This is a genomic window from Ruegeria sp. YTSC106, from assembly GCF_059609765.1.
In genome coordinates, this window is record NZ_JBXWMI010000007.1 from 196,194 (window position 1) to 219,681 (window position 23,488).

The following is a 23,488-nucleotide window of genomic DNA, read 5'->3' on the forward strand; positions in this document are numbered from 1 at the left end:
TCAGTAGCCCAACGCGCGATCCACCAGGTGCACATAGGGCTCTCCGGCTTCGCCACGTCGGATGTTTTCGCAAATGACCTGCGCGGCTGTGGCCGGGCGGGTCTCGGACGCGATATGAGGGGTCACAGTCACGTTCGGATGTGCCCAATAAGGGTGATCGGGGGGCAAGGGCTCGACCCGGAACACATCCAGCGTCGCATTACCGATCTGACCCGAGTTCAAGGCATCCAGCAGCGCTTCGTCATCGATCAGGGGCCCGCGGCCCGGGTTGATGATCCGCGCGCCTTTGGGCAGCAAGGCCAGCGTTTTTGCATTCAACGCGTTTTCAGTGGTGGCGGTATCAGGCAGCAGCAAAACCAGTATCTCGGCCTGAGAAAGTGCATCACGCAGCCCGTCAGGACCGTGCAGGCAGGTCACGCCGGGGATGTCCTTGGCGGTGCGGCTCCAGCCAGTGACCGTGAAATTCAGTAAGGCCAGGGCGCGGGCCGCGGCTTCGCCCAATGCGCCGAGGCCCAGAATGCACACGTTGCGCTCTTGCGCCAAAGGTGGGGCATCCGGGGCCCAGACGCCATCCTGGATGGTGATGTGGCGATCCATTCCCAGATGATAGCGCAGCACATGGCCCACCACCCATTCGGTCATACCCTGCGTCAGCCCGTGATCCACCATCCGTGCCAAGGGGACGCTCAGCGTGTCATTGTCAGCGATCTTTTCAACCCCGGCCCAGAGGCTCAGAACCGCCTTCAGGCGCGTAAAAGGCGAAAAATCCAATAATCCGCCATTCGGAGCGTAGACTACGTAATCAACCTGATCCGGTTCAAAATCCGTACTGATCTCCGCCTGGACGCCAGCTTCTGCAAGGTATTGAGTGAGCAGCGGTTCATACACGGGCCAGAGGGCAGGGCGCGCGGAAAACAGAACGTTTACGGGCATCTGGGGCCTTTCAGATCAGCGGGGACGATGGATATGAGCGCTTTGGACGATGCCGAACGCGGCCATCAGCACCAGCATGGCCGAACCGCCATAGCTGACCATTGGCAGAGGGACGCCCACGACCGGTGCCATGCCCATCACCATCGACATATTGACGGCAAAGAATAAGAAAAAGTTCAGCGCGATGCCCAATGTGACCAGGGAGGAGAACCGATCCTTGGAGGCCAGCGCGGTCGCTATGCAGAACACAAGGATCAGGGCGTAGAGGACCAAGAGCGTGATGCCCCCGACAAAGCCGAACTCCTCGGCGAGCGTGGTGAAGATGAAATCGGTGTGTTTCTCGGGCAAGAAGTTCAGCCGGGATTGTGTACCCTGCATGAAACCGCGCCCGTTCCAGCCCCCCGAGCCAAGGGCAATCTTGGATTGCGTGATGTGATACCCGGCACCCAGAGGATCGGTAGAGGGGTCGAGAAACGTGTCGATCCGGCGGAACTGATAGTCCTTGAGCAACTGCCATTCGGTCCCGCGACTGTTGAACACGGCGGCGATCAGGCCCACGACGGCTGCAATGACGGCTGCAAAATACGCCCAGTGGACACCCGCAAGAAACATCAGCCCTCCACCGGCGGCCAACAGCAGGATCGACGTGCCGAGATCCGGTTGCTTCAGAACAAGCAGAGTGGGCAGGACAATCAGGGCCACGGGGATAAAGACCCAAAGAGGGCGGGACGTCTTGTGCGATGGAAGCCAGTCGTAATACGCCGCCAGAACCATGACCAGTGCCACCTTCATGACCTCTGAGGGCTGAAGACGCATGAACCCAAGGTCGATCCAGCGCTGTGCACCCATGCCGATGGTGCCGAACAATTCCACGAACACCAACAAGGCGACCGAACCGAGATAGGCCAGAACGGACATGTTGCGCCAGAACCAGATCGGAACCAGAGCAATGATGAACATCGCGGTCAGGCCAAGCCCAAAACGCTCCATCTGCGGCTCGGCCCAGGGTGTCCACGAACCGCCTGCGACCGAATACAGCATCAGGAATCCAGCGCTGGCGGTGCTGATCAGCAGCAGGGTCAGCGGCCAGTTCATGTACAGGAACTTCCGAAACCCCGACGGCGTGGATTTCACGGCATATTCAAGGTAGCTCATGCGCGGTCCTTTCCGTCGGGACGCGCTTTGGGGCGACGATCGCCCTCGAGCCGTTTTTGCTGTTCCTTGATACGCTCGCGGTCGGCAACAGGATAAGCCTCAAGCGGCGGGGTGCCGTTATAGAGCGCCTGAAGCATGATATCGCGGGCCACCGGTGCCGCCGCCTTGGACCCCCCGCCGCCATGTTCAACGACCACGGCAACCGCGTATTTCGGATTGTCATAGGGGGCGAAACAGACGAACAAGGCGTGGTCGCGACGTTCCCATGGCAGGTCCTTGTTGCTGATCACACCCGCAGCGCGTTCGGCCTTGGTGATGTTTCGAACCTGACTGGTGCCGGTTTTGCCGGCCATGCGGAACTCATCCGCGATGATGCGGCTGCGATAGGCCGTCCCTCGCCGATCATTCGAGACCGAGAACATGGCGTTACGAACCTGTTCCAGATTGTACGCGTTGATGCCCAGCGGCTCCCCTTCACCTGAGGGCTGTTCGACACCGTCGATCGAGCGCACAAGGCGCGGTGTCACGGATCGGCCGGTGGCGATGCGGGCGGTCATTACGGCCAGTTGCAGCGGCGAGGCCAGCATGAACCCTTGCCCGATGGACGCGTTGGCCGTGTCGCCCACCAGCCAATCCTGACCGTGTGTCCGCTGCTTCCATTCCTGATTGGGGGCGAGCCCCGCGGCGACCGCCGACATCGGAATATCGTGTTTGGCCCCCAGACCCAGCGTGCGGGCCATCTCGGATATCCTGTCGATGCCCACCCGCAAAGCCACGTCATAATAGTAAACGTCGCAGCTGCGTTTCAGCGACAGGTTCAGATCGACCGTGCCATGCCCGCCGCGCTTCCAGCAGTGGAACCGGCGGCTGCCGACCTTCAGGTGCCCCGGGCAATACACTGTGTTGCCGGGGCCTATCACGCCAGCCTCCAGCGCGGCCAATGCAGTGACCATCTTGAACGTCGACCCCGGGGGATAAGTGCCTTGCACGGACTTGTTGGCCAGGGGGCGATACTTGTCCTGCGTCAACGCCCGATAATCAGCGACCGAGATTCCGCGCACAAATAGATTTGGATCGAAACTGGGTGTAGAGCTGACAGCGCGCAGATCCCCGGTTTCGCAATCCAGAACAATTGCGGCAGCGCTTTCACCTGCCAGCCGCGCTTGCGCATATTGTTGCAAGTCGGCATCGATCGCCAATTGCAAGTCGGCACCGGGCTGACCTTCCTGCCGGTCCAGCTCTCGCATGACGCGCCCTGTGGCATTGACTTCGACGCGCTTTGCACCGGCTTTACCCCGCAGCGCAATTTCCTGTTTTGCCTCCAGCCCGACCTTGCCGATCTGGAACCGGGGAATTCGCAAAACCGGCTCGGGGTCTTCAAGCTTGCTGAGATCATAGTCGCTGACCGGGCCGACATAGCCGACGATATGGGCAAAATCCTCATAGCGTGGGTATTGTCGCGTCAGGCCGACCTCGGGCGTCACACCCGGCAGGGCCGGGGCATTGACCGCGACTTTCGAGATGTCTTCCCAAGTGACCTGATCCGCCAGTGTCACTGGCAGGAACGGGGCTGATCGGCGCATTTCGGTCCGGGCGCGCTCGATCTCATCATCGTTCAGCGGGATGAGTTCTGACAATTTGGCAATCACTTTGTCGACGTCTCCCGCATCCTCACGCACGATGACGATGCGATAGGATGGTGAGTTCTGACCGATGATCTGCCCGTTGCGGTCATAGATTCGTCCACGGGTCGGTGGGATCAGGCGAATGTTGATGCGGTTTTCTTCAGCCAGCAGGCGATATTCGTCGGCCTGATCCACCTGCATGAAACGCATTCGTGCAGCCAGCCCGCCGATAAAAGCCGCCTGCAAACCGCCCAGCACCAGCGCTCTGCGTGGCAGGCGTTTATAGGCAAGGCCCTGCGACTTGGGTTTGCGTTGCTTCATGCCCTGCCTCCCACGGCTCCGGCATCCGCCGCAGACAAGCGGTGGACACCAAATACGCTTTGGGTCAGCAACACGATGACCGGGTAGAAGGCGATTGTCAGCACAAGTTGAATCACCACTGACCACAAAGCGGCCTGCTGCACCGACAAGATCGACAAAACGACTCGGTTCATCAAAAACACCATGGCAATCACCACACCGACCGACATCCATTCTCCGACAAATCCCGTGTCCTTCATACCCGGAGCGGCGGCACGCAGATAGGCTGCGCCAAACACCACCAAGGCGGCCAGAAGGCCGGGCGGGCGTTGCAGTAAAAGGTCCGCCATCAGCATGACAAACGCAACCAGAAGGGTGGGCACATAATCGGGGCGCCGCAACACCCAGGCAAAGGTCAGCGCAATCAGCACATCGGGAAAGGGCCAGCGATCCGGTTGCGCATCAAGCGGCAGCAAATGCAGGAACAGCACGACAAAGGACAGCGCAGCGTAAAGGCCGCGCATGGCCCAGCTGTACGAGGCCGGCCTATCCATCACTTACCTCATCCGGTACAAGCGCAGTTTCGGGTCGCGTTGGCCCGACGATCCCACCCGGATCCTGAATTGGGGGGGGCGAATGGAAGCGCAGAACACGAAGAAATTCGAGCCGTTCAAAATCCGCCGATAGGCGAACGCGCAGGCGGCCGCCCGGATCCGCGGCGATCTGGCCGATTAGCAGACCTGCCGGAAACACGCCACCGTCGCCGGATGTGATCACCCGATCACCGGGACGGATCAGCTCTCGGTTTTCCAGGAACTCGACCACTGGGGCCGGGGTGTTATCTCCTTTGATCAGTGCGGTCTGACCAGAAGGCTGGATCGTTGCCGGGATGGCACTGGTGGCGTCCGTTACCAGGATCACCCGTGCCGTATCCGGCCCGACGCCGGAAATCCGGCCTACCAGTCCGATGCCATCCATCGTGGCCCATCCATCGACGATCCCGTCGCGCTCCCCCACATTCAACAGGACGGACTGTCGGAAGGGGGAGCCGCTGTCGGCCATCACGACGCCCGTGATGTATGTCAGGCGCGGGTCGAGGCGGACATTGTTCAGATCCAGCAGCCGTGCATTTTCCTGCTCCAACTGCAGTGCGGCCTCTTTCCAGGCACGCATCAGGCGCAGTTCGCTACGCAACTCGCGGTTTTGCTCGCTCAGGCGCTGATAGCTTTGGAAATCGCGGATAAGGTTTACAGCGGCAGTCACGGGCACCATGGCCCAATCCATCGAGGGCACGATCGTGTCCACCACCTGGGCGCGGAACCGCTCGACGCGCGGGCTGTCGATCCGCCAAACCAGAAAGATGCCCAGCAAGCACAGAATGACGATCCCCAGCAACAATCTGCGCAGAGGGGTCGTGTAGTCATCGCGCTGTGATCGGTCTTTTGCCACAGGTTACCTTCCCGTGCTGCTCGTGCCGAATTAAGCCTGTCTCTAAAAGGTGCGTGCCTTAGCTTTCGTAGTCAATCGCGTGGCGTAGCTGTTTTTCGTATTCTAGCGCCTTGCCCGTGCCCAAAGCCACACAATTCAGGCTTTCGTCCGCAATGGACACGGCCAGGCCGGTCTGTTCGCGCAGGGCGAGATCAAGATCGCCCAGTAATGCACCACCACCGGTCAGCATGACGCCCCGGTCCACGATATCGGCGGCCAGATCGGGCGGAGTGGTCTCGAGCGCAGTCATCACTGCCTCGCAGATCTGCTGGACAGGTTCCGACAGCGCCTCGGCGACCTGGGCCTGGCTGATCTCGATTTCCTTCGGTACGCCGTTCAGCAGGTCACGACCTCGGATATGCATCGACTGGCCGCGTCCATCATCGGGCATACGCGCCGTGCCGATTGTCGTCTTGATGCGTTCCGCAGTGGATTCACCGACCAGCAGGTTCTGCTGGCGACGCAGGTACGAGATAATGGCTTCATCCATGCGGTCACCACCAACGCGGACCGAACGGGCATAGACAATGTCGCCCAGCGACAGAACCGCCACTTCGGTTGTACCACCGCCGATGTCGACGACCATGTTGCCGGTCGGGTCGGTGATCGGCATGCCCGCGCCAATCGCGGCGGCGATCGGTTCGGCGATCAGGCCAGCACGGCGGGCACCAGCGGACAGAACCGACTGACGAATTGCGCGTTTTTCAACGGGTGTCGCGCCATGGGGGACGCAGACAATGATCTTGGGCTTCGAGAAAGTTGAGCGCTTGTGAACCTTGCGGATGAAGTGCTTGATCATTTCCTCGGCGGTATCGAAGTCAGCAATCACACCTTCGCGCATAGGGCGGATGGCTTCGATCGAACCGGGCGTTCGCCCCAGCATCAGCTTGGCATCTTCGCCGACAGCCAGAACTTTTTTCACGCCGTCCTTGACGTGATAGGCTACGACCGAAGGCTCAGACAGGATGACACCGCGCCCCTTGACGTAAACCAGCGTGTTCGCTGTTCCAAGGTCAATGGCCATGTCCGCTGTGAACAGGCCGCCCAGATTGCCAAAGATCCCCATGTTTCCCCTGATCCTGTATGTCGGTTTTTCTACTGCCCGCGACTCGACGGTTCCGGGACGGATGACTTATAGGGTGCCATCACGCCCGGTAAAAGGGCTGATTCCGCGACGATCAGCACCTTTCCGCCTTATTGATTGGGACTTTAGAAGGCAAAATGCTCTCTTATCAACACATTTACCATGCCGGGAATCTGGCTGACGTCCAAAAGCACGCGTTACTGGCGTGGGTGCTGGATTATTTGACGCGCAAGGACAAGCCGCTCAGCTATATCGAAACGCATTCCGGGCGGGGTCTGTACCAGTTGGACGCGGACGAATCCATGCGGACAGGCGAGGCGGCGGCTGGGATCGTGCGCGCGCAGAGAGAAGGGTGGTTCGGACCTGAACATCCAATGGCGCGGGTTCTGGAAAACGTACATGCCCGGCACGGTGACGCGGCCTATCCGGGGTCACCGATGATTGCAGCAAGTCTGTTGAGGTATCAGGACAGTCTGCATTTTGCAGAGCTGCACCCTCAGGAACATGCCGCGCTTTCTTTGGCGATGTCGCCGTTTGGGGCGAGGGTGTATCAGCAGGACGGGTTTGAACTGGTGCAGTCCCTGCTGCCTCCGACGCCTCGACGGGGAATGTTGCTGATCGACCCAAGCTATGAGGTGAAGACCGATTACGATCGACTGCCCGGTGTGATTGCCAAACTGCACCGGAAATGGAATGTCGGGGTGATCGCGCTGTGGTACCCGGTCCTGACGGGCAAGCGTCATGCCCGAATGATCGCGACGCTCAAATCGCAAAACTTCCCTAAGACCATTTGTCATGAGGTGACGTTTCCACCGGTGCGCGAGGGGCATCGGATGGTGGGATCAGGGATGTTCATCCTGAATGCACCATTCGGCATCGAGGAAGAAACGTCCCGTCTGTCGCAGCTATTTGAAGGTCTCTGAGGTCAACAACGGGATTCCAACCGATACTCCCGCCTTGTTTGCCTGCATCAGAGATGCCGTCAAACATGTTGAGCCCGGCAGCGCGCTGCCGGGCCCAAAGCTGCAAAGGTGTCCGGCGCAGCCGGGCAACCGCAGGTGCGGGAGCCCTTTATCGCGCCATTATTTGAATCAGGTCAGGTCTTTGTAGCTGATTTCGCGGGCATCCGCGCCCGGGCCGGTCTTTTCCCGGCGCACGATCAGGCGGTTCAGCGCGTGGATATAGGCTTTGGCCGAGGCCACGACGGTATCCGTGTTCGCCGACTGACCCGTGGCAATCATGCCATCTTCTTCCAGCCTGACCGAAACCGTGGCCTGCGCATCGGTGCCTTCGGTCACCGCATGAACCTGATACAGCTGCAAACGGGCTGTGTTGGGATAAATCGCACGGATCGCCTTGAAGGTCGCATCAACCGGCCCGTCACCATGTTCAGTTGCGATGACGTCCTTGCCGTTGACTTCCAACTCGACTGTCGATTCCGCCTGACCGCCGGTGCCGCAGGTGACTTTCATCGACACCAGTTGCAGATAGTCGTCCGCCTCATCCAGCGTCATCAGCGCAATGAGATCGTCGTCGAACACTTCTTTCTTGCGATCCGCCAGGTCCTTGAAACGCACAAAGATATCTTTGAGTTGATTGTCGCCAACTTCAAAGCCAAGCGTCTCAAGTTTGTCGCGCAGTGCCGCGCGCCCGGAGTGTTTGCCCAGTGGCAGGGATGTGCCCGACAGGCCGATATCCTCGGGACGCATGATCTCGAAATTGTCGCGATTTTTGAGCATTCCGTCCTGATGGATGCCGCTTTCGTGAGCAAAAGCGTTTTTGCCGACAATGGCCTTGTTGAACTGCACGTTGAAACCCGACACCGTAGCGACCCGGCGTGAGATATGCATGATCTTGGTCGTGTCGATCCCGGTGTGGAAGGGCATGATGTCATTGCGCGTGCGCATTGCCATAACGACCTCTTCCAACGCGGTGTTTCCGGCACGTTCGCCCAAGCCGTTGATGGTGCATTCGATCTGGCGCGCACCGCCGATGACGGCCGCCAGCGAATTCGCTGTCGCCATGCCAAGGTCGTTGTGGCAGTGGGTGGCAAAGATCACCTCATCTGCGCCCGGAACCGTCTCGATCAGGCGTTTGATCAGATCCGCGGATTCCAGCGGCGCAGTATACCCCACGGTGTCAGGGATGTTGATGGTGGTCGCCCCGGCCTTGATCGCGATTTCGATCACGCGACACAGGTAGTCCCATTCGGTTCGGGTTGCATCCATCGGCGACCACTGCACGTTTTCGCACAGGTTACGCGCGTGGCTGACCGTTTCGTGGATTTTGTCAGCCATCTCGTCCTGTGTCAGGTTCGGAATGGCGCGGTGCAGCGGAGAGGTGCCGATGAAGGTGTGAATGCGGTTCTGTTCCGCATGTTTGACCGCCTCCCAGCAGCGATCGATATCGGTGAAATTGGCGCGGGCCAGTCCGCAGATGCGGCTGTTTTTCGATCGTTGCGCGATCTCGGATACCGCTTTGAAGTCACCTTCTGATGCGATCGGAAAACCTGCTTCGATGATGTCGACGCCCATGTCATCCAGCAGTTCGGCAATCTCAAGCTTTTCGTCATGGGTCATGGTCGCGCCGGGGCTCTGCTCGCCGTCGCGCAAAGTGGTATCGAAGATCAAGACGCGGTCTTGGTCGGTCACGTTGGTCATGGGAATCTCTTTCTTGTCTGTCCTAAAGCCTGTTGGCGCGCTGGCGTCCTCCTCTGAGCGGGCGCGCCGGATGGCACGCTCAGAGGCGGATTAGGATCAGTAGGCCACGCAGAGACACACCGCGAAGGGCGGAGTCGACACAAAGGATATCTGCGCGGTTGATCATGGAATTGAGGTTATACAGACGACGACAAGAATGAAAAGAACCAATTTTCGACAAGTTGCGGTGTAGGCTTTTCCAAATTCCTTTTCCCTTGATTGATCCGGCCATGCCGCTAGCTGATCGCAGATGGATACAGCTTTGATCATTGGTGCGTCCGGCGGGATTGGTGCGGCCGTACGCGAGCAATTGGAGGCACAGGGCGTTGCGGTGACTTGCCTCTCGCGCTCTGTCGAGGGGTTCGATCTGATGGAACCAGACCGAGCGAGCCGGATGCTTGACCGCCTTTCAGGACCGTTCGATCTTGTTCTTGTCGCTTCCGGGGCGCTGGAAGTTTCAGGCAGTGCGCCCGAAAAGACCATTCGATCTGTTTCGGCAAGGGCAATGATGGACCAGTTTGCTCTGAATGCCGTTGGTCCGGCGTTGGTGCTAAGCCGGGCCCATCAGTTGTTGCCGCGACAGCGGCATTCGGTATTTGCTGTTTTGTCCGCGCGGGTCGGGTCCATCGGCGACAATCGGATGGGCGGCTGGATCAGCTACCGCGCGGCCAAAGCAGCGGTTAATCAGATCGTCCATACTTCGGCAATTGAATTGGCCCGGACACATAAACAGGCGATATGTGTTGCGCTGCATCCGGGTACGGTCAAGACAGAGTTCACTCGGAAATATCTGAACCGGCATCCCGCCGTTGAACCCGGCGAAGGCGCGCGCAATCTGTTGTCTGTGATTGGCGGGTTAAGCCCGGCAGATACCGGTGGCTTCTTTGACTGGGCCGGAAAACCTGTTCCCTGGTGAGTGATCATTCGCCAGATGGAACTGGTTGTACCGCCTCTGTATCAGGGTCTGTCTGCTGTGCCGGAGTGTCAGCGCCGCCCTGTTGATCCGGGGTTTGATTTGGCAACACACCGTTTTCCCAAATTCCGGTTTCCTCTTGCCCGTTGGCGTAACGCATGGTCCCGCTGCCCTGTCTCTTGTTGTCGACAAAGTTGCCCTCATAGACATCGCCGTTCGAGTAGGTCGCTATGCCTTCGCCGTTGATTTTGCCCTCGGACCAGTCGCCACTATACTTGAATCCGGCAGGGGTCCCGATTTCTCCTTTGCCGTGACGTTTTCCGTTCATGAAGTCTCCGGTGTATACCGTGCCATCAGAGTAGGTCGCCTTGCCTTTTCCCTGACGGACCCCGTTGAACCAATCCCCGTCATAGATCGAACCGTCTGCCCGGGTCATCACACCCTTGCCGTGGCTTTGCGCGTTTTTGAACTGACCCTTGTAGATCATACCGGTGGCATAGGTCGCCGTACCCTGACCTTCGATTACGCCCGCGATCCACTCACCCTCATAGGTGGAGCCGTCGGGATAGGTAATGCGGCCGTTTCCTTCCGCCAGGTCGGCCACGAAATCGCCCACGTAAACCGAGCCGTCGGGATAAGTCAGCTCACCCAGACCTTCTATCTGACCCTGGTTCCAGTCGCCGGTGTACACAAAACCATCGGTTCCGGTGAACGTGCCCTTGCCCTGGCGGCGATCATCGACAAAGTCGCCCTCATAGACGTCCCCTGACGCGTGAGTTACTTTGCCCTTGCCCTGGCGGCGCCCTTCCACAAGCTCACCTTCATACACATCGCCATTGGCATAGGTCAGGCGACCTGTACCGGTGATCTGGTCCTGCGTCCATTCGCCCTCGTATATCATTCCGTCAGGCATCGTCTGGGTGCCCGTGCCATCGCGCAAGCCGGCGTTGACATCGCCTTCGTAGACGCTGCCATCGGCATAGGTGATCGTGGCTTTGCCTTGCCGCTGGCCGTCCACCCAATCGCCATCGTAAATGTATCCGTCGGGAAAGGTCAGTTTGCCCTTGCCGTGCCGTTGTGCATTCTTGAACTCACCCTCATAGCTCGAGCCGTTGGCAAATTCAGCGACGCCTGTGCCGTTGATGGACCCGTCAGACCACTCACCGTCATAGCTGCTGCCATTGGCATAGACGATCTTGCCGCGCCCTTCCGGCTGACCTTTTGCGAACGAGCCTTCGTAAACCGATCCATCAGGGTACTTGGTGATGCCCTGACCCTGAATTTCGCCTTCCACCCACTGGCCGGTGTATTCGAACCCGTTGGGCAGCCGATACGTACCCGTCCCGTGGCGCAGGCCGTTTTCATAGGTGCCCTCGTAGACGCCGCCCACTTCGTCATCCTTGACGATAACCGTACTGTCCTGCGCGAAAGCGGTCACAGCTGCCAGGCTCATGGCCACAGCTGCAATTGAGTTTCGGATCACGTTCATTTTTGGTCCTGCCTGCCGGATCATCGTTGGTTGCATCCCTGTGCGCAAAACTAGGGTACCGTCGAGGGCAGGGCAACGGGTTTTGCCGCATTGGCCTTTTACTCGCGCGGTGATCTGCTAAATGGCAATAGGACTGACGAGGCAAGAGGGCAGCATGGCCGACCGATTCCGCATCACTCTGGCGCAATTGAACCCGACAGTAGGGGATATCGAAGGTAACGCGGCCAAGGTCGTTGCCGTGTGGGAACAAGGCAAGGCCGAGGGTGCCGATCTGGTGGCGTTCCCCGAGATGTTCATCACCGGCTACAACACGCAGGATCTTGTTCTGAAGCCGGTGTTTCATAACGCGGCCATGGATGCGGTCGAGTCTCTGGCCGAGAAATGCGCCAAAGGGCCCGCGATTGCCTTGGGTGGTCCGTGGGTCGATGACGGAAAGCTGTATAACGCTTATCTGATCCTGAAGGGGGGGCGGATCACCAGCAAGGTTCTAAAGCACCACCTGCCGAATGAGACTGTTTTCGACGAAGTGCGCCTGTATGATGCGGGTCCTCTGGGCGGTCCGTATTCGGTTGGCAACTTCCGGATCGGCAGCCCCATCTGCGAGGATGGCTGGCACCTGGATGTGGCGGAAACGCTTGAGGAAGCCGGGGCCGAGTTTCTGCTGATCCCCAATGGATCGCCCTATTTCCGGAACAAATACGATGTACGTCTGAACCATATGGTCGCGCGCGTGGTCGAAACGGGCCTGCCGCTGATCTACCTGAACATGGTTGGCGGGCAGGACGATCAGGTGTTTGACGGTGCCAGCTTCGGTCTCAACCCGGGCGGAGAACTGGCCTTCCGGATGCCGGTGTTTGACGAAGTGGTTGCGCAGGTGGATCTTGCGCGTGGCGATGACGGCTGGCGCATTGTGCCTGCCGAGATCGTGCCTCAGCCGGATGTGTGGGAGCAGGACTATCGCGCGATGGTTCAATCCCTGCGGGACTATATGGGCAAGACCGGTTTCAAAAAGGCATTGCTGGGATTGTCCGGCGGGATCGATTCCGCGTTAGTGGCAACTATCGCGGTGGACGCTATCGGGGCCGACAACGTTCGCTGCGTGATGTTGCCGTCGGAATATACCAGCCAAGCGTCATTGGACGATGCCGAGGCCGTCGCCAAGGCACTGGGTGTGCACTATGACTATGTGCCGATTTCGGAAAGCCGGGCTGCTGTCACCAACACTCTGGCTCCGTTGTTTGCGGGGTTGGATGAGGGATTGACCGAGGAAAACATTCAGTCCCGCCTGCGCGGGCTATTGCTAATGGCGATCTCGAACAAGTTTGGTGAAATGCTGTTGACCACCGGCAACAAGTCCGAGGTCGCGGTAGGTTATGCCACGATCTACGGCGACATGAATGGCGGTTACAACCCGATCAAGGATCTGTACAAAACCCGCGTGTTCGAAACCTGCCGTTGGCGCAACGCCAATCATCGAAACTGGATGATGGGGCCTGACGGAAAGGTCATTCGCCCGTCAGTCATCGACAAGCCACCTAGCGCCGAACTGCGTGAGGATCAGAAGGACAGCGACAGCCTGCCGGACTATCCCGTACTGGACGGGATACTTGATATTCTGGTCGATCAGGATGGGTCCATCGCGGATTGTGTCGCCGCTGGATTTGACGAGGCGGATGCGACAAGGGTCGAACATCTGATCTATATCAGCGAGTACAAGCGGTTCCAGTCCGCTCCGGGTACGCGCCTGAGCAAACGGGCATTCTGGCTGGACCGGCGGTACCCGATCGTGAATCGCTGGCGCGAACGTCGCTGAAAGCCGAAGGTTCACCAGGTAATTGGAAACAGTGAAGTTTCCTTTGCGCGCATTGTTCCCAGGTCGGGGGTTATTGCCTGTGGAAAGAGGCAAAAAAGGCCACCCCAGACTTGTTTGGATGACATTTTTCTGACACATTTTTGCTTGGAAGTTGCCCAATGTGGGGCGGATGCGACGCATTGTTTGTTGAAGTTGCAAAGCTGATTTTGGTGAACGCGACGTATCCGGGGTTGGATGTCTGAGTGAATGGTTTGGTGTTAAAATGTACGAGGACTATGAAAGATCGCTTCATGCGCCTTTGAGATGGCGTACAATGGAATCTTCGCCGCAAGAGTTGGATGAAGAGAAGCTGGATTCAGCAATTGCCGATTTGTTGAATGAGCAGCGGCAGTCGGAAGATCAGAGAGTGGCGATGTTGCGGCCAGAGTTTCCGCAATTGCATCCACAGGAAGATGTGTCTGCACAAGCAGCACTGAAAGAAAAACGGTTGTCTGCGATCTTGCGCCAGAAATGGGCGGAACTGTCCGGCGCAGCGTAACCTTCGGCCCGCATTCATAGCCTCAGGCGTCTGGGTCACAGATGCCAAAATTCGCTTGGTCGCGGTGACGGTTTGTATTGCCTATGCTTTGTCTCTTGGTCTCCATAACGGTCCAAGCGACAGAGTAAGGCCTATCGATGACCGCTCCTAAACCGACTCCTGTAGAATCTGATCTTGCCCTGCCGAAATCCGTTGATGTTGTGGTCATTGGCGGCGGTATCATTGGCGTTTCAACCGCGCTGGAACTTGCAGAGCGGGGCGCCTCGGTCCTTTTGTGCGAAAAAGGGCAGATTGCCTCCGAACAAAGCTCTCGCAACTGGGGGTGGGTCCGTCTTGGGATGCGGGACCCAAGGGAAATTCCCCTGATGCAAGAATCGTTGCGCATCTGGCAGACGCTGGATCACCGGCTGGACCGCAAGACAGGGTATACCCAATCCGGTATCCTTTTTGGCGCATCAGGTAAGCGGGATGCGGGGAACATGGAACGTTGGCTGCACCACGTGGAGGGTTTGCAGACCGGCGCGCGGATGGTTTCGGGCGGTGAGTTGGCAGACCTTTTGCACGGCAACCAAACGGGCATTGAAACCGCGCTGTACATGCCACAGGACGGACGTGCTGAACCACAATGGACAGCCCCTGTAATCGCCCAGGCTGCGCAGGATCGGGGCGCTGTGATCATGACGAATTGCGCCGTACGCAGTGTGGACGTTCAGGCTGGCTGTATCGCTGGTGTTTTCACGGAACGTGGCAAAGTTGCCAGCAGCAGTGTCGTTCTGGCCGGGGGCGCGTGGTCGCGCCTGTTTGCTGGCAATGCGGGGATCGAACTGCCGCAGCTGAAAGTCCTGAATACGGTGCTGCGCACATCCCCCATCGCAGAGGGGCCCGAGGCATCGTTGTGGTCGGATGACTTTGCGATCCGAAAACGGGCCGATGGTGGTTACACAATTGCGTCCGGTCACGAGAATACTGTGGACATCGTGCCGGACAGTTTCCGGTTGGCGATGCGGTTCCTGCCAGCTTTCGCACAGGAGTGGAAATCTCTGCGCTTTCGCCTGTCCAAACGCTGGACGGTCGAAGCAAAACAGAACCGGATATGGCTGCCAACCGATGTGACACCATTCGAACGGTGCCGGATCCTGGACCCTGAACCGTCGCAAAAAACGTTGCGACGCGCCTGGGCCAGCGCGTGCAAGGGATATCCCGCTTTGCAAAAAAGCGAGATCGTACAAAGTTGGGCAGGTATGATCGATGTGACCCCGGATGCCATTCCGGTCATCTCGGGCGTGGATGACCTGCCGGGAATGTACATCGCCACGGGGTTTTCAGGCCATGGTTTTGGAATCGGACCCGGGGCGGGACGACTGATGGCTGATCTGGTCTCAGAAACAGTGCCTTGCGTGGACCCGGCTGCCTTTCGCCTGTCGCGGTTCAGCGACGGTTCAAAAGTGCGACCGGATCCGGGGTACTGAAAGCTTAGCCCATCATCTGGTAGCTGACCGGGACAAAGCGGAAGCCTTCTCCGCGTGCCTCAACATAACCAGCACCGGGGAAAGGCATGTGATAGCCGACCATAGGCACCTTGTCGGCAGCCAGCATGCCAAGGACATTGCGGCGTGCGGCAGTTGCTGCGGCCTTGTCCATATCGAACCGGACTTCCCATTCGGGATGCGCGAAAGACCAGACATAGTGGTTGGCCATATCCGCTGTCAGCACCAGACGTTGCCCGTTGCTTTCCAGATGGTAAACCGTGTGGCCCGGTGTGTGGCCATAAGCGGCAACCGCGGTAATGCCAGCGGCAACCTCGCCCCCGTCTTCGACAAAGGTCATTTTCTCGGCCAGTGGTGTGACTTTTTCAGCGACCAGATCGCCCACACGATTGCCTGCGTCCTGCGCAGCCCAAAAATCATATTCCGAAGCCGCCGTCACGTAGCGCGCATTTGCGAAGGTGGGCGTGCCTTCGGTCGTCATGCCACCGATATGGTCAGGGTGCATATGCGTTATCACGACCACATCGATCTGATCCGGGGTCACACCTGCATCTGCCAGAGCGGCCTGTATGCCGCCTTGCCCCAGGCCGGTATCGAACAGAACCAGCTCTGAGCCTGTATTGACCAGCGAGGGGGTAAAGAAAAACTGTGTGACGTCCGCTGGAATAAAGTTCTCAGAAGAAACCCGGGCGAATTCTTCGTCCGACGCTCCGCCCCCAAAAATCTCTTTGACTCCGTCGCGTGGAAAGCTGCCATCCAGCAGGGTCGTGACCGTGAAGTCGCCAACATGAAATGACTTGGCGATGGTCGAGTTTGCTTTGGTTTCCGGGCTTGCGGCCAGAACCGGTGCGGCCGCAGTTGCAAACGGCAAGGCGGCAGCAGTTCCCAAAGCGGCGCGGCGTGTGAGTTTAATTGTCATCTTCGTTCTCCCTGTCAGGACTTCATTGGTTCAGTTAGGGCGTCGTGAGTCTGTTGCCAGTTTATACGCCATCCAGATGGGGTGCAGGGATGAATATTACGTGTTAAATTTTGTTCATGGCGCGATCAGACAACAAGACAGTTCCGACGGATCAAAGCGTTGAGCATTTCCTGACGACGGTTCAACCGGCACGTCGCGCCGAAGACGCGCACGAGCTTGACAAACTGTTTCGCGCCACCACCGGGTATACACCGCTCATGTGGGGACCGTCGATCATCGGGTATGGCCGCTACCACTATCGCTATAAATCGGGTCGTGAAGGGGACTTTCTGGCAACCGGCTTTTCACCGCGCAAATCAGCTTTGGTGATTTATATCATGCCGGGTTACGCAGATTTTGGAGATCTGGTGGCCAGATTGGGAAAGCACAAACTGGGTAAGTCCTGTCTTTATGTCAACAAGCTGGCGGATATCGACTCGGGAGTATTGTCCGAGCTAATTCGCGCCGGATTGGACGATCTCAACAGGGTGTGGCCGGTAAAACCTTTCTGAATCACCTGATGGACCAAGCGGCGGCTGGACAAAAACGCCCCCATGTGACAAGAGCCGCGCCAACAGGAGACACCCATGACAACCACCCGTTTTGCCCCGTCGCCCACCGGTTACATCCATGTGGGCAACCTGCGCACCGCCCTTATGAACTATCTGATTGCCCGCAAAGCAGGCGGTACGTTCATCCTGCGCATCGATGATACCGACCCTGAGCGGTCGAAAGAAGAATATGTCGATGCCATCAAGCAGGACCTGGAATGGCTGGGTTTGCATTGGGACCGGGTCGAGCGTCAGTCGGACCGTATGGATCGCTATGCCGAGGCGGCCGATAAGCTGCGCGCGATGGGCCGTTTGTACGAGGCATTCGAAACGCCGACCGAACTGGATCTGAAGCGCAAGAAGCAACTGAACATGGGCAAGCCGCCGGTCTATGACCGCGCTGCGCTGAACCTGTCGGAGGCCGAGAAAGAAGCCTTGCGCGCCGAACGTGGCAACGGCGTCTGGCGCTTCAAGCTGGATCATGAACGTATCGAATGGAATGACGGCATTCTTGGCGACATCTCGATTGATGCGGCGTCGGTTTCCGATCCGGTTCTGATCCGTGGCGATGGTCAGGTTCTCTATACGATTGCGTCGGTTGTGGATGATACTGAAATGGGCGTAACTGATGTTGTACGTGGTTCAGACCATGTGACCAACACGGCGACGCAGATCCAGATCATCAAGGCGTTGGGCGGGCGTTGTCCGCGTTTTGCCCACCACTCTCTGCTGACAGGTCCGCAGGGTGAGGCATTGTCGAAACGGCTGGGCACGCTGGCCTTGCGCGATCTTCGTGAACAGGGTGTGCAGCGAATGGCGTTGCTGAGCCTGATGGCGCGTCTGGGCTCGTCGGATCCGGTCGAGCTGCGCTCGGAAATGGAAGAGCTGATCGACGGGTTCGATGTGAACCGATTTGGCGCCGCGCCGACCAAGTTCGATGTACAGGATCTGTTCCCGCTGACCGCCAGGTATTTGCAATCGCTGCCGCTGGTCGATGTGGCCGGTGCCGTTGCGGATGCCGGTGTTCCCGATGAATTGGCGGAACCTTTCTGGGCCATGGCCCGTGAAAACATCACCACCCTGGCCGATCTAAAGGGCTGGTGGGAGCTGTGCCGTGACGGGGCCGATCCCTTGATCGCCGAAGAAGATCAGGAATTCATTGCCGAGGCGATGGCTTTGCTGCCCGAGGGTACGTTCGACGGCGAGACCTGGAGCACCTGGACCAAAGCCGTGAAAGAGGCAACCGGTCGCAAGGGCAAAGGCCTGTTCATGCCATTGCGCAAAGCGCTGACCGGCATGGAGCGCGGCCCGGAAATGGCTGCTTTGATGCCGCTGCTGCAGGTGATCCGCGCGCGCGGCTAACGCTGTGGTACACGACAGTTATGGGCCACGTCATCGGCGTGGCTCTTTTTCGTCAAGCCGGTTGCTCAATCCGAACCGACAAACTGGTCAGGCGGTCATCGACAAAATCACGCTCGACAGGTTTGAGTTGTTGGTGGCGTGGATAACGCGGTTCGGCGCGATCATTCAGGATCGGGGCGTCCCAGCCGGTTGTCGTCTCAAAGAACCGATCCGCGCCGTCCTCGCCGAAGGCCCGCAAGTAACCCTGCACGACAACATCGATATAGCTGAGCAGCAACGGGTGGTGATTGCTGGGCTGGTTGTGCCGATCTTGCGGGACGGCGTAGACAGCTATTTCGACATCGTGAGTCAGGGGATGCGAAACCGAATGCGTTGCAGGAATTCGGTCATACGCCCATTCCCGCTCATCCAGCGCGGCCCAGTCATTTTTTGGCACATGCGCAATCATGCCGTCGATCTCTGACTCGGGGTCGGGCACAGCAGTCAGAAACGCCACGGGTCGCAGATCAGTGTGCCTCCAGGCCCGCCGCCAACCTTTCAGTCGCGCGGGGCGCGGATCGGGAAAATCATGCGTCGTGAGGTTCACAAGGCTGCCATAGCCAAAGAAATAGGGGTCGGCCATCCGAGAAGTGTCCTTTCGGTCGATTGATGTATGTCAAACCGCTTTTTTCCCGGACATGCAATAAGGTTGCATCTTGAGTTTAGGGAGGCCCTCATGCGGATTACCAAACGGACGAATATCGCTGTGCGCCTGTTGATGTATTGCGCAGCTCACCCGGACAGGCTGGTCACGAAATCCGAAATCGCCGAAGTGTGCAACATTTCGGAAAACCATCTGGCGCAGGTGATCAATCAGTTGAGCCAGCTGAATTATCTAAGCACGCAGCGCGGTCGTAACGGTGGAATGTCGCTGGCGCGCCCGGCGGACCAGATACGCATCGGTGCGGTATTCCGGCATGTTGAAGGCGCTTTGCCCATTGCCGAGTGTTTCGCCGATGCTGACAACACTTGCCCGCTCACGGATGCCTGCCGGTTGAGGCTTGCGCTTCAGGATGCGGCAGAGGTGTTCTATGCGTCCCTGGACGATGTTACCCTGGATGCGTTGGTATGTGACAATGATCCGCTGCTGAGGCTCTTGCAGCCTGTGGCCTGCGTGCGCTGATTTCAATCGCTCGCGCGCAATATGCGCGCCGGACGCACCGAAAGTGGACGCAGGGCAAATGCCAGTCCTGCACATAACGTGACGCCTATCCCGGCCAGAACGATCCCGAAGGCCGATGACCAGATGACCGTGAACTCTGTGTCGAAGATGTAGGTGGCGACGGCCCAGCCGCCCAGAATGCCAATGAACAGCGCGACGCAACCCGCGGCGGCCCCAAGCAGAACAGATCGCAGGCCAAAGCTGCGCAGAATATGGCCGCGGTCTGCACCTAATGTCTTGAGGATTGCTGCTTCGTATCTGCGGGCAGGTTCGCCCGCCGCCGCTGCGCCGATCAGCACCAGAAATCCGGTCAGCAGAGATACTCCTGCGCCATACGAGGTTGCTGCGGCGATGCCTGCCAACAGGCCCGATACACGGTCAATGGCGTCGCGCACCCGAATGGCCGTGATATTGGGGAACTGGCCTGCAAGATCCCGCAGGATGGCCGCCTCCGCCTGTTCTTCGGCATAGACTGTCGCGATAAAGCTGTGCGGCGCACCAGCCAGCGCAGACGGGTTCATCGACATGACAAAGCCCATTCCCGCCGTGGAGAAATCCACCTCGCGCAGGGACGTCAGTTCTGCCGTGATGTCACGCCCCAGGATATTGACGGTCAGCTGGTCGCCCAGGTTCAGACCCATCTCTTCAGCTTCTTCTGCGGCAAAACTGACCTGAGGCGCACCCGCGTAGTTTTCAGCCCACCATTCCCCTGCGGTCAGGCGTGCGTTCGGCGGAGGTTGAACCGAATAGGTCACGCCGCGATCCCCTTCCAGCACCCAGTGATCTCCGGCCACGTCCCGAGCGGGCCGGCCGTTGATCTGCGTGATGATCCCGCGCAACATCGGTGCGCTTTCAATGCGGCTGACTGCGGGGTCGCTTTGCAGGCGCTCGGTGAAGCCGGGCATTTGATCCTTCTGAATGTCTACAAAGAAATACGAAGGCGCGACATCCGGCAGGTTGCCCGAAATAGCGTTTCGCAGGGTGCCGTCGATCTGCCCGACCGCAGCCAGCACTGACAAGCCCAACCCCAATGACAGAACCACAGACCCTGCGCCTTCGCGCGGGTCTGAGATGGCGGACAATGCCCATCTGAGTGTGGGTCGGCCGCGGGCCAACGGAGCACTCGCCCGGGCCAGTTTGCGAACGGCATAAGCGGCGAGGCTCAAGAGCGCCAGTGCGCCAACGAGCCCGCCACTGGTCCAGAGGGTGAGCCGGGTTGAGCTGCTGAACCATGAAGCAAGGGCGATCAGCAACGACAACCCAACTCCTGTCGCCACGACAAAAACAAGCCGCGGAAAGGGGCGGGCCGAGTTTAATGCGTCGCGAAACAACGTCGCGGCGCGCACATCCTCGGTTCGGGCCAAAGGCCAAAGGGTGAACAGGAACGCTGTAAGCAGACCGTAAATTGCTGCCTCAATCAGCGGCTGTGGATACAGGGAAAACACTGCGGGAACCGGCAATTGGCTTTCCAGCAGTGGGGCCAGAACAAGCGGTGCCAATCCACCCAGGGTCAGGCCGATCACGATCCCGATGACAGACAGCACGCCAATTTGAATCATGTAGGTTTGAAAAATGGTGGCGCGATCGGCCCCCAAGGTGCGCAGCGTCGCAACGGTTTCCGTCTTCTGCGTCAGATAAGCACGCACGGCAGCAGACACGCCGATGCCGCCGACGGCAAGCCCGGACAGCCCGACAAGGACCAGAAAAGCACTCAGGCGATTGACGAACTCGGATATTCCGGGGGCACCGTTGCGCGCATCCGTCCAGCGCATCCCGGTGCCTTCGAATGCCGCATCAGCCTTTGCGGATACATCCGAAAGGTTTGCGTTCTGGGGCAAGATCATCCTGTATTTTGTCGAAAACAGCGTTCCGGGTTCCAGCAGACCGGACGCCTGCAACGCCTCGGTTCGTACCAGAGTGCGCGGCCCAAGGCCAAATCCATCCGCCGCGCTATCGGGCTCGTTCAGCAAGGCCGCTGTCAGGATGAACTCTTGCGTACCAAGCGCAAATCGATCACCGATGGACACCCCAAGCCGGTCTATCAGCGCGGGTTCCATCACAGCCCCGGGTAAGTCGGAACTGCCGTTCAGAGCGTCTTGCAGCGGGATGTCGGGTTCCAGCCGAACCGTTCCAATGAGTGGGTATGCATTGTCGACCGACTTGATCTGAGTCAGTGCTCGTTCCGGATCCGTAGCGCCGGGCACAACGGCCATCGAGCGGAAATCGACAATCTCGGAAACTCGCGCAGACGCTTGTTGCATCCAGGCGCGCTCGGCCTGGTCGGCAAAACGATAGGTGAACTCAAGTTCGGCATCGCCGCCCAGCAGCGATGCTCCTTCTTGTGCCAGCCCCGTCTGGATGGCTGTACGGACCGATCCGACGGCGGCAATTGCTGCGACCCCCAGTGCCAGACAGGCAAGCAATATCCGAAAACCGCGCAGGCCACCGCGCAACTCGCGACGCGCGAGCCGCCCGGCCATCCGCAGGCTCATTCCGCAGCCTCCTGCCGGGTCTCTTCGGTGATCCTGCCGTCGCGTAACCGAACGACCCGATCACATCTTTCTGCCAACGAAAGGCTGTGTGTCACCAGAACCAGGGTTGCATCGAATTTCCGGCGTAAACCAAACAGCAGATCAACAATCGCGGCGCCATTCGTTTCGTCCAGATTCCCGGTCGGTTCATCAGCCAACAGGATTTTGGGACGTGGCGCAGATGCTCGCGCCAAGGCAACACGTTGTTGTTCACCGCCCGAAAGTTGCGCCGGATAATGATCACGACGGTGCGACAGGCCCACGGCTTCCAGCTCATTCCCGGCCCGGTCGAACGCATCCTTGTGCCCCGCCAGTTCCAGTGGGGTCGCCACGTTTTCAAGTGCCGTCATTGTCGGGATCAGATGGAAGTTCTGAAACACCACCCCCATACTGTCGCGTCGAAACCGGGCCAGTGCGTCCTCATCCATTCCAGTCAGGTCCTGACCCAGAGCGACGACCTGACCGCGCGTGGCCTGTTCCAACCCTCCCATCAACATCAGCAGCGAAGACTTGCCCGAGCCCGAAGGCCCGATAAGCCCCAGCGTCTCGCCCTTGTTCACTGTCAATGAAATGTCATGCAGAATATCGACCCGCCCGGCATTGCCATCCAGTGACAAAGCGGCATTTTGGAGGGCAAGAACAGCAGTCGTCATGGGTCTACCCGAAAAAGGAGCGGTCTTTTGGGATATGGAGCGATCACTACATTGCGCAAGGCTTTGATGGCAGGCCTTTTCACGTGGTGCGGTTTTGCGGCCACAGCCGAACAAGTGGTGATTGCGGCTTTGGGAGACTCGCTGACTCAGGGCTATGGGCTGGTGGAGGAGAGCGGGTTTGTTCCGCAGCTTGACCGTTGGCTGCACGCGCAGGGGGCGGATGTCAGGGTAATCAACGCCGGCGTTTCGGGCGATACCACAGCGGGCGGGGCCGCGCGCGTGGATTGGACCCTGACGCCGGATGTGGACGGTATGATTGTTGCCCTTGGCGGTAATGACGTGTTGCGTGGGATCGATCCAGCCGTCTCGAAGGCCAATCTGCGCAGGATCCTGGACGTGGCGCGTGACGCGAATGTACCGGTTCTGCTGATCGGCATGCAGGCTCCGGGTAACTACGGGGCCGATTACAAGCAAGCTTTCGACGGGATGTACCCTGACTTGGCGAACGAGTTCGACGTCCTCTTCGCTGCAGGTTTCTTTGAAGGGCTTGCAGCAGGGGGTGACCCCGGTGCGGTATCACAGTTCATGCAGCCTGACGGAATACATCCAAACGCGGATGGGGTGGCAAAGATCGTTGAATCTCTGGGCCCGTCCGTGCTGAAGCTTGTTGATCAAGCCGGTGGAGAAAGATAAGCGCCCACCCAGGGA

21 protein-coding genes are annotated in these 23,488 nt (G+C 58.8%); 9 read left to right on the plus strand and 12 right to left on the minus strand.

What is annotated here, in order from left to right:
* The 6 genes from AC2FEB_RS12020 to AC2FEB_RS12045 are packed head-to-tail and all read right to left on the minus strand — an operon-like array spanning position 1 to position 6,567.
* Positions 1-933: a 2-hydroxyacid dehydrogenase gene (locus tag AC2FEB_RS12020; RefSeq protein WP_496884076.1), complete on the minus strand. Its 933-nt coding sequence runs from the start codon at positions 931-933 to the stop codon at positions 1-3.
* A gap of 15 nt (positions 934-948) precedes the next feature.
* The gene (gene rodA / locus AC2FEB_RS12025) at positions 949-2,088 is read right to left on the minus strand and encodes a rod shape-determining protein RodA (protein ID WP_117870230.1); all 1,140 of its coding nucleotides are present in this window, start codon (positions 2,086-2,088) and stop codon (positions 949-951) included.
* A complete protein-coding gene (gene mrdA / locus AC2FEB_RS12030) occupies positions 2,085-4,034 on the minus strand; it encodes a penicillin-binding protein 2 (RefSeq protein WP_496672242.1) in 1,950 nt (649 codons plus the stop codon). Before mrdA ends, rodA begins: the two co-directional genes overlap by 4 nt.
* Entirely contained in the window at positions 4,031-4,567 is a 537-nt protein-coding gene (locus AC2FEB_RS12035) for a rod shape-determining protein MreD (RefSeq protein ID WP_496672240.1), read from the minus strand. The genes mrdA and AC2FEB_RS12035 overlap by 4 nt, the downstream gene beginning before the upstream one ends.
* Complete coding sequence (mreC, locus tag AC2FEB_RS12040; protein ID WP_496672237.1) at positions 4,560-5,462, minus strand: rod shape-determining protein MreC; 903 nt, start codon at positions 5,460-5,462, stop codon at positions 4,560-4,562. Before mreC ends, AC2FEB_RS12035 begins: the two co-directional genes overlap by 8 nt.
* A gap of 58 nt (positions 5,463-5,520) precedes the next feature.
* On the minus strand, positions 5,521-6,567 hold the full coding sequence (locus AC2FEB_RS12045) for a rod shape-determining protein (protein WP_039523195.1): 1,047 nt from the start codon (positions 6,565-6,567) through the stop codon (positions 5,521-5,523).
* 155 nt (positions 6,568-6,722) lie between these two features.
* On the opposite strand from AC2FEB_RS12045, the gene AC2FEB_RS12050 reads away from it, so the two are divergent.
* The gene (locus tag AC2FEB_RS12050) at positions 6,723-7,508 is read left to right on the plus strand and encodes a 23S rRNA (adenine(2030)-N(6))-methyltransferase RlmJ (RefSeq protein WP_117870222.1); all 786 of its coding nucleotides are present in this window, start codon (positions 6,723-6,725) and stop codon (positions 7,506-7,508) included.
* Positions 7,509-7,676: 168 nt separating this feature from the next.
* Here the strand turns inward: AC2FEB_RS12050 and AC2FEB_RS12055 are convergent, their stop codons facing one another.
* Entirely contained in the window at positions 7,677-9,245 is a 1,569-nt protein-coding gene (locus AC2FEB_RS12055) for a 2-isopropylmalate synthase (RefSeq protein ID WP_117870220.1), read from the minus strand.
* A 289-nt stretch (positions 9,246-9,534) separates the two neighbouring features.
* Between AC2FEB_RS12055 and AC2FEB_RS12060 the strand changes: the two genes are divergently transcribed.
* Positions 9,535-10,200: an SDR family NAD(P)-dependent oxidoreductase gene (locus AC2FEB_RS12060; RefSeq protein WP_496672233.1), complete on the plus strand. Its 666-nt coding sequence runs from the start codon at positions 9,535-9,537 to the stop codon at positions 10,198-10,200.
* Between the two features lie 4 nt (positions 10,201-10,204).
* On the opposite strand, the gene AC2FEB_RS12065 is transcribed toward AC2FEB_RS12060, so the two are convergent.
* Positions 10,205-11,686, minus strand: coding sequence for an MORN repeat-containing protein (locus AC2FEB_RS12065; RefSeq protein ID WP_496884077.1), 1,482 nt, complete (start codon positions 11,684-11,686; stop codon positions 10,205-10,207).
* Between the two features lie 154 nt (positions 11,687-11,840).
* Here AC2FEB_RS12065 and AC2FEB_RS12070 point away from each other — a divergent pair, with 154 nt between their 5' ends.
* The 3 genes from AC2FEB_RS12070 to AC2FEB_RS12080 all read left to right on the plus strand — a co-directional run bounded on the left by AC2FEB_RS12070 (position 11,841) and on the right by AC2FEB_RS12080 (position 15,506).
* Positions 11,841-13,499: an NAD+ synthase gene (locus AC2FEB_RS12070; RefSeq protein ID WP_496672227.1), complete on the plus strand. Its 1,659-nt coding sequence runs from the start codon at positions 11,841-11,843 to the stop codon at positions 13,497-13,499.
* Between the two features lie 313 nt (positions 13,500-13,812).
* The gene (locus tag AC2FEB_RS12075) at positions 13,813-14,037 is read left to right on the plus strand and encodes a hypothetical protein (protein ID WP_496672224.1); all 225 of its coding nucleotides are present in this window, start codon (positions 13,813-13,815) and stop codon (positions 14,035-14,037) included.
* A gap of 137 nt (positions 14,038-14,174) precedes the next feature.
* Complete coding sequence (locus AC2FEB_RS12080; RefSeq protein ID WP_496672222.1) at positions 14,175-15,506, plus strand: NAD(P)/FAD-dependent oxidoreductase; 1,332 nt, start codon at positions 14,175-14,177, stop codon at positions 15,504-15,506.
* A gap of 4 nt (positions 15,507-15,510) precedes the next feature.
* Here AC2FEB_RS12080 and AC2FEB_RS12085 read toward each other — a convergent pair whose 3' ends face one another.
* Positions 15,511-16,443, minus strand: a complete 933-nt coding sequence (locus AC2FEB_RS12085) for an MBL fold metallo-hydrolase (protein WP_496672220.1) — start codon at positions 16,441-16,443, stop codon at positions 15,511-15,513.
* A gap of 116 nt (positions 16,444-16,559) precedes the next feature.
* On the opposite strand from AC2FEB_RS12085, the gene AC2FEB_RS12090 reads away from it, so the two are divergent.
* Both AC2FEB_RS12090 and gltX read left to right on the plus strand, forming a co-directional pair.
* The gene (locus AC2FEB_RS12090; RefSeq protein ID WP_496672217.1) at positions 16,560-16,994 is read left to right on the plus strand and encodes a DUF1801 domain-containing protein; all 435 of its coding nucleotides are present in this window, start codon (positions 16,560-16,562) and stop codon (positions 16,992-16,994) included.
* A 75-nt stretch (positions 16,995-17,069) separates the two neighbouring features.
* On the plus strand, positions 17,070-18,395 hold the full coding sequence (gene gltX, locus AC2FEB_RS12095; protein WP_496672214.1) for a glutamate--tRNA ligase: 1,326 nt from the start codon (positions 17,070-17,072) through the stop codon (positions 18,393-18,395).
* A gap of 52 nt (positions 18,396-18,447) precedes the next feature.
* Here the strand turns inward: gltX and AC2FEB_RS12100 are convergent, their stop codons facing one another.
* Complete coding sequence (locus tag AC2FEB_RS12100; RefSeq protein ID WP_496672212.1) at positions 18,448-19,017, minus strand: gamma-glutamylcyclotransferase family protein; 570 nt, start codon at positions 19,015-19,017, stop codon at positions 18,448-18,450.
* 93 nt (positions 19,018-19,110) lie between these two features.
* On the opposite strand from AC2FEB_RS12100, the gene AC2FEB_RS12105 reads away from it, so the two are divergent.
* Positions 19,111-19,557 carry an RrF2 family transcriptional regulator gene (locus AC2FEB_RS12105; protein WP_170346430.1) on the plus strand — a complete coding sequence of 149 codons (447 nt, stop codon included), beginning with the start codon at positions 19,111-19,113 and terminating at the stop codon, positions 19,555-19,557.
* Positions 19,558-19,559: 2 nt separating this feature from the next.
* Here the strand turns inward: AC2FEB_RS12105 and AC2FEB_RS12110 are convergent, their stop codons facing one another.
* On the minus strand, positions 19,560-22,088 hold the full coding sequence (locus AC2FEB_RS12110; protein ID WP_496672209.1) for an ABC transporter permease: 2,529 nt from the start codon (positions 22,086-22,088) through the stop codon (positions 19,560-19,562).
* Positions 22,085-22,780: an ABC transporter ATP-binding protein gene (locus tag AC2FEB_RS12115; protein WP_117870201.1), complete on the minus strand. Its 696-nt coding sequence runs from the start codon at positions 22,778-22,780 to the stop codon at positions 22,085-22,087. Before AC2FEB_RS12115 ends, AC2FEB_RS12110 begins: the two co-directional genes overlap by 4 nt.
* 66 nt (positions 22,781-22,846) lie before the next feature.
* Between AC2FEB_RS12115 and AC2FEB_RS12120 the strand changes: the two genes are divergently transcribed.
* Positions 22,847-23,473: an arylesterase gene (locus AC2FEB_RS12120; RefSeq protein WP_117870199.1), complete on the plus strand. Its 627-nt coding sequence runs from the start codon at positions 22,847-22,849 to the stop codon at positions 23,471-23,473.
* The last annotated feature ends 15 nt before the right edge of the window (positions 23,474-23,488 follow it).

Coding starts and splice junctions, on each gene's coding strand:
- AC2FEB_RS12085 (WP_496672220.1), bottom strand. CDS start 16,443: ATGACAATTAAACTCACACGCCGCGCCGCTTTGGGAACTGCTGCCGCC.
- AC2FEB_RS12070 (WP_496672227.1), top strand. CDS start 11,841: ATGGCCGACCGATTCCGCATCACTCTGGCGCAATTGAACCCGACAGTA.
- rodA (WP_117870230.1), bottom strand. CDS start 2,088: ATGAGCTACCTTGAATATGCCGTGAAATCCACGCCGTCGGGGTTTCGG.
- AC2FEB_RS12060 (WP_496672233.1), top strand. CDS start 9,535: ATGGATACAGCTTTGATCATTGGTGCGTCCGGCGGGATTGGTGCGGCC.
- AC2FEB_RS12020 (WP_496884076.1), bottom strand. CDS start 933: ATGCCCGTAAACGTTCTGTTTTCCGCGCGCCCTGCCCTCTGGCCCGTG.
- AC2FEB_RS12115 (WP_117870201.1), bottom strand. CDS start 22,780: ATGACGACTGCTGTTCTTGCCCTCCAAAATGCCGCTTTGTCACTGGAT.
- AC2FEB_RS12055 (WP_117870220.1), bottom strand. CDS start 9,245: ATGACCAACGTGACCGACCAAGACCGCGTCTTGATCTTCGATACCACT.
- AC2FEB_RS12050 (WP_117870222.1), top strand. CDS start 6,723: ATGCTCTCTTATCAACACATTTACCATGCCGGGAATCTGGCTGACGTC.
- AC2FEB_RS12100 (WP_496672212.1), bottom strand. CDS start 19,017: ATGGCCGACCCCTATTTCTTTGGCTATGGCAGCCTTGTGAACCTCACG.
- AC2FEB_RS12045 (WP_039523195.1), bottom strand. CDS start 6,567: ATGGGGATCTTTGGCAATCTGGGCGGCCTGTTCACAGCGGACATGGCC.
- AC2FEB_RS12065 (WP_496884077.1), bottom strand. CDS start 11,686: ATGAACGTGATCCGAAACTCAATTGCAGCTGTGGCCATGAGCCTGGCA.
- AC2FEB_RS12090 (WP_496672217.1), top strand. CDS start 16,560: ATGGCGCGATCAGACAACAAGACAGTTCCGACGGATCAAAGCGTTGAG.
- AC2FEB_RS12035 (WP_496672240.1), bottom strand. CDS start 4,567: ATGGATAGGCCGGCCTCGTACAGCTGGGCCATGCGCGGCCTTTACGCT.
- gltX (WP_496672214.1), top strand. CDS start 17,070: ATGACAACCACCCGTTTTGCCCCGTCGCCCACCGGTTACATCCATGTG.
- AC2FEB_RS12120 (WP_117870199.1), top strand. CDS start 22,847: ATGGCAGGCCTTTTCACGTGGTGCGGTTTTGCGGCCACAGCCGAACAA.
- AC2FEB_RS12075 (WP_496672224.1), top strand. CDS start 13,813: ATGGAATCTTCGCCGCAAGAGTTGGATGAAGAGAAGCTGGATTCAGCA.
- mrdA (WP_496672242.1), bottom strand. CDS start 4,034: ATGAAGCAACGCAAACCCAAGTCGCAGGGCCTTGCCTATAAACGCCTG.
- AC2FEB_RS12105 (WP_170346430.1), top strand. CDS start 19,111: ATGCGGATTACCAAACGGACGAATATCGCTGTGCGCCTGTTGATGTAT.
- AC2FEB_RS12110 (WP_496672209.1), bottom strand. CDS start 22,088: ATGAGCCTGCGGATGGCCGGGCGGCTCGCGCGTCGCGAGTTGCGCGGT.
- AC2FEB_RS12080 (WP_496672222.1), top strand. CDS start 14,175: ATGACCGCTCCTAAACCGACTCCTGTAGAATCTGATCTTGCCCTGCCG.